3 protein-coding genes and 1 pseudogene are annotated in these 4522 nt (G+C 67.4%); all 4 read left to right on the top strand.

Going from position 1 to position 4522, the window contains the following annotated elements; translation table 11 throughout:
* A partial coding sequence (locus ON45_RS12505; RefSeq protein ID WP_040494324.1) for a hydantoinase B/oxoprolinase family protein occupies nt 1–1329 on the top strand: 1329 nt, incomplete at its 5' end.
* A gap of 30 nt (nt 1330–1359) precedes the next feature.
* Entirely contained in the window at nt 1360–2979 is a 1620-nt protein-coding gene (locus ON45_RS12510) for a class I adenylate-forming enzyme family protein (RefSeq protein ID WP_051062983.1), read from the top strand.
* Complete coding sequence (locus ON45_RS12515; RefSeq protein ID WP_083914887.1) at nt 2976–4181, top strand: aromatic ring-hydroxylating oxygenase subunit alpha; 1206 nt, start codon at nt 2976–2978, stop codon at nt 4179–4181. The genes ON45_RS12510 and ON45_RS12515 overlap by 4 nt, the downstream gene beginning before the upstream one ends.
* 129 nt (nt 4182–4310) lie before the next feature.
* Nucleotides 4311–4522 (top strand): annotated as a pseudogene (locus tag ON45_RS12520) (hypothetical protein); the annotation flags it as partial.

Consider the following 4522-nt stretch of genomic DNA (forward strand, 5'->3'; position numbering starts at 1 on the left):
TATCCGATCGACTCCCTCGATGAGGGAGACGTTCTCATCACCAACGATCCGTACAAGACGGCCGGGCAGTTGCTCGACGTCACGGTGCTCGTCCCGGTGTGGCGCGGCGGGAAGCTGATCGCTCTGTTCGGCTCCACGATCCATCACACCGACGTCGGCGGCTACGGCATCGGTGCCGGCGGACGTGACGTGTTCGAAGAGGGGCTGTGGATCCCGATCGTGAAGCTGATGAAGGCCGGCGAACGCAACGAGGACGTCTGGAAGTTCATCCTCTCCAACGTGCGCCAGCCCGACCACATGGGCGGCGACCTGCACGCCCAGATGGCGTCGGGTCAGATCGGCGCGCAGCGTCTGCTCGCCCTCTGTGACCACCACGGGTTCGACGACATCGAGGATCTCGCCGACGAGATCATCTCGCGCTCCGAGGACGCAACCCGGAAGGGGATCCGCGAGTTGGAGTCGGGTCGCTACGAGTCGAGCGCGCTGCTCGACCTCGCCGACGGCAGCGAGATCCTGATCAAGTGCGCGCTGATCGTCGACGCCGACGAGGGTTCGATCACCGTCGACTACACCGGCTCGGCCGATGCCAGCCGCTGGGGCATCAACGTCGTCAAGAACTACAGCCACGCCTACACGACCTTCGTGGTGCGCTCGGTACTGAGTCCCGACATCCCCAACAACTACGGCAGCCTCAAGCCGATCGAGATGATCGCCCCCGAAGGATCGATCCTGAACGCGGTGTCACCGCAACCGTGTACCGCTCGCCACGTGGTCGGCATGTTCCTGCCGAACGCGCTGCTCAAAGCGCTCGCCCAGGTTCGCCCGGACAGCGCGATGGCCGAAGGGTCAGGAGCCGTGTGGACGATGCAGGTGAGCGGCAACCACGACGACGGCAGCCCCTTCATCACGGCGATGTTCACCTATGCCGGCGGGGTCGGCGGCCGCGCCACGAAGCCCGGCCTCGACGCGTGCTCCTATCCGACCGGGGTCGCCGCCGTGCCGATCGAGGTCGTCGAGGCATCCGCTCCGATCCGGTTCACCGCCAAGGCGCTCCGACCCGATTCGGGCGGCAAGGGAGCCCAGACCGGCGGACTCGGTCAGACGATCGAGTTCGGCGTCGACACCACGCGTGAATGGCAGCTGAACGCCGTCACCAGCCGCCTCGCCGAGGCGCCACAGGGGATCTTCGGCGGTGAGCCCGGTGCCTCGGGTTCCTTCAGTGTGAACGGCGAGAAGATCACCACGCAGGAGCGAATCACCCTGCAGCCCGGCGACCGGATCCGACTCGATCTGCCCGGCGGCGGGGGCTACGGCGCTCCCACCACCTGAACCGAACCAGCAACGAACGGGAGGAAGACGATGACCGCAGTTTCCACTTTCGCCGCCCAGTGGGCAGCGTCGGTGGCCGCGCGTCCGTCCGAACCGTTCCTGCGCTTCGAGGCGTCCGACGGCACCGTGACCGAGTGGTCGTACGCCGAGTTCGACGACGTCGTCGGGCGCACGGCCACCACGCTCGTCGCTCATGGCGTCGATGCGAACCGCGGGGTGCATCTCGCCCTTACCAACTCGCCGTCGTTCGTGGCCGCGTGGCTGGCGGCGATCCGGCTCGGCTCGTACATCGTGCCCTCGGATCCGATGGCCACGGCGCCCGAACTCGCCGAACACGTGTCGCGCACGTGCCCGGCGGTGTCGCTGGTGTCCGCGAGGCGTGCCGGCGTCGCGCGCGGGGCGATCGCCGACGTCGGCGACCGCGGGCCGACACCGCTGATCGTCGACGAGGACGACGCCACCTGTGCCGGTCTCGTCGTCGTCGAGGGGCGGGTGAGCGAGCGCACGTCGGAGTGGCCCGACCCGGCTCCGACCGATCGGGCCGCGGTCATGTTCACCAGCGGGACCACCGGTCGGCCGAAGGGTGTCGAGATCACCCAGGCGAACTACGCCTTCGCCGGGTCGACGATGGCGGCCGCCGCCTCGCTCGACGCCGACGATCGTCAACTCGTCGTGTTGCCCCTGTTCCACGCGAACGCGCAGTACTACTCGTTCGCGTCGGCGATCGCGGTCGGCGCCGGCGTGGCGCTGATGTCGACGTTCTCCGCCAGCGGGTTCGTCCGACAGGCGGCGGTCCACGGTGCGACCCACGCGAGTCTGTTCGCCGGACCGATGCGGATGATCCTCGCCCGCGGCGGTCCGTGGCAGCCGGAGGCAGGACAGCCGGAACTGCGGTTGCGACACTGCTGGTTCGCCCAGAACATCACCTCCGATCAGTACGCGACCATCTCGGACTGGCTCGGTTGTCGTCCGCGCCAGTTGTACGGCATGACCGAGACGATCCCGGCGGTCCTCACGGACTCGGTCACGGATCCCCGTCACGACTCGATGGGCTTCGTCACGGACGGCTGCTCGGTCCAACTCCACGACGCTGCGGGTCTCCCGGTGTCACCCGGCGAGGTCGGCCAGATCGTCGTCGGGGGAGAGGCGGGAACGACTCTGTTCGCCGGCTACCTCGACGACCCGGACACCACCGCGGCCTCGTACCGTGACGGCTGGTTCCTCACCGGCGACCGCGCTCGGTGCGACGCGGACGGCCGCTTCGTCTTCGACGGCCGCCGGTCGGACGTGTTGAAGGTGTCGGGCGAGAACGTGTCGGTCGTCGAGGTCGAGGCGGTGGTCGGGTCCCATCCCGACGTGTTCGACGTGGTGGTGGTCGGTGCCCCCGATCCGATCCGTGACGAGGTGCCGGTCGCGTTCGTCGTCCCGGAGCCCGGTGTCGATCGGGACGGCTTGGGTGCGCGTCTCGACGACTGGAGTTCGGCGCGCCTCGGCAAGGCGAAACGGCCGCGCGACTACTCCCTCGTCGACGAACTGCCGCGTACGAGCGTGGGCAAGGTGCGCAAATTCCTGCTCACCGAAGCCGCCGCCGATCTCCACCCCGACCGACCATCGTCCAGCAACAGCCCCAGCCAGGAGGCGCCCGCATGACCATCACCAGTCCCGCCAGCCAGTACGCCGGATCGAACGTCCGTCTGCGCCCGGACCTGATCGACGCGATCGATGCGTCGATCGTCGACGTGGCACACGCCTCGACGCTGCCGCCCGAGCTGTACACCTCCGACGAGGTGCTCGCGTTCGAGCGGGAGGCCGTCTACGCGAAGGAATGGTTGTGTGCCGGTCGCGTCGAGCGGATCCCGAACAACGGTGACTGGTTCACGGTCACGATCTGCGACGAACCGGTCATCGTGTGCCGCGACAAACAGGGCGGCATCCGGGCGATGTCGGCCGTCTGCCAGCACCGCGCGATGCAGGTGTGCGACGGGAGCGGCAACTCGAGCACGTTCAAGTGCCCCTATCACCACTGGAACTACGGACTCGACGGCCGACTGCTCGGAGCGCCGGCGATGGAACGCACCGAGGACTTCGACAAGGCCGACTACGGGCTGCCCCAGTTCGCGGTGGAGGTGTGGCAGGGCTTCATCTTCTTCAACATGGATCCGGACGCCGCGCCACTCGCTCCGACGCTGCGCGACTACGAACCGTTCATCGCGAACTACGACCTGGCCGACGCGGTGTGTCCCGGAACGTTCACGCTCGAGGACCGGCCGTGGAACTGGAAGGTGATGTTCGAGAACTTCAACGACGGCTACCACGCCAACCGGTTGCACCAGTACGTCCAGGACTTCTGCCCGAGCAACCTCACCGACTTCCCGACCGGGTGGAACGACGACTCGAACGTGATCTTCCGCGAGGGCGGCTACACGGCGATGGACGGCGGCTTCAACGCCACGCACCAGGCGATCATGCCGGTGTTCCCGAAGCTCACCGAGCAGGAGCGCTCCCGTTCCACGTTCGCACTGGTGCCGCCGACGCTGTGTCTCGGGACCGCACCGGACCAGGCGTTCTTCTTCCTCGTCCGGCCGACCTCGCCCGAGACCGTCGACATCGAGATCGGCTACATCTTCCACCCGTCGGCACTCGACGATCCGCTGTTCGAACACAAGCTCAAGCTCACCGATGTGGGCGTGCAGGTGTTCGTCGACCAGGACACCGACGCCACCACGAAGGTGCAGCGGGGACTGCGGTCGCGTTTCGCTCCGCGGGGACGGTACTCGTGGCAGGAGGAGAGCCACGTCCGATTCAACCGGTGGCTCGCCCAGCGCTACCGCGCCCAGCAGTCCGCGACCTGACGACGTGGTCATGACCGAACATCCTGCTCATCAGCCGTTCGGCATCTCGTTACATGCCGGAAACACACGCTCGACTACCATTCCAATGGTCTGACCATCAGACCGAACCGACACAAGGGGAAACGATCCATGCTCTTCGACACGACCACGACCAGGCAGCGCTGGACGCGATCACTTGCCGTGCTCGCCGCACTCTCGCTCACCGCCGCCGCATGCGGCGGAAGCGACGACGCCGACGAACCCGGCGACACCACATCGGACACTCCTGCCGAGCAGGCGAGTGAAGACACCGCGTCCGAGGAAGCCGGCGGAGACACGACCGCGGACACCGCGGCCGAGGA

The organism is Ilumatobacter nonamiensis YM16-303, from assembly GCF_000350145.1.
Taxonomy (GTDB): Bacteria; Actinomycetota; Acidimicrobiia; order Acidimicrobiales; family Ilumatobacteraceae; genus Ilumatobacter_A; species Ilumatobacter_A nonamiensis.

Bases quoted from the DNA above. Each gene is read 5' to 3' on its own strand.
- ON45_RS12510 (WP_051062983.1), top strand. From the start codon at position 1,360: ATGACCGCAGTTTCCACTTTCGCCGCCCAGTGGGCAGCGTCGGTGGCC.
- ON45_RS12515 (WP_083914887.1), top strand. From the start codon at position 2,976: ATGACCATCACCAGTCCCGCCAGCCAGTACGCCGGATCGAACGTCCGT.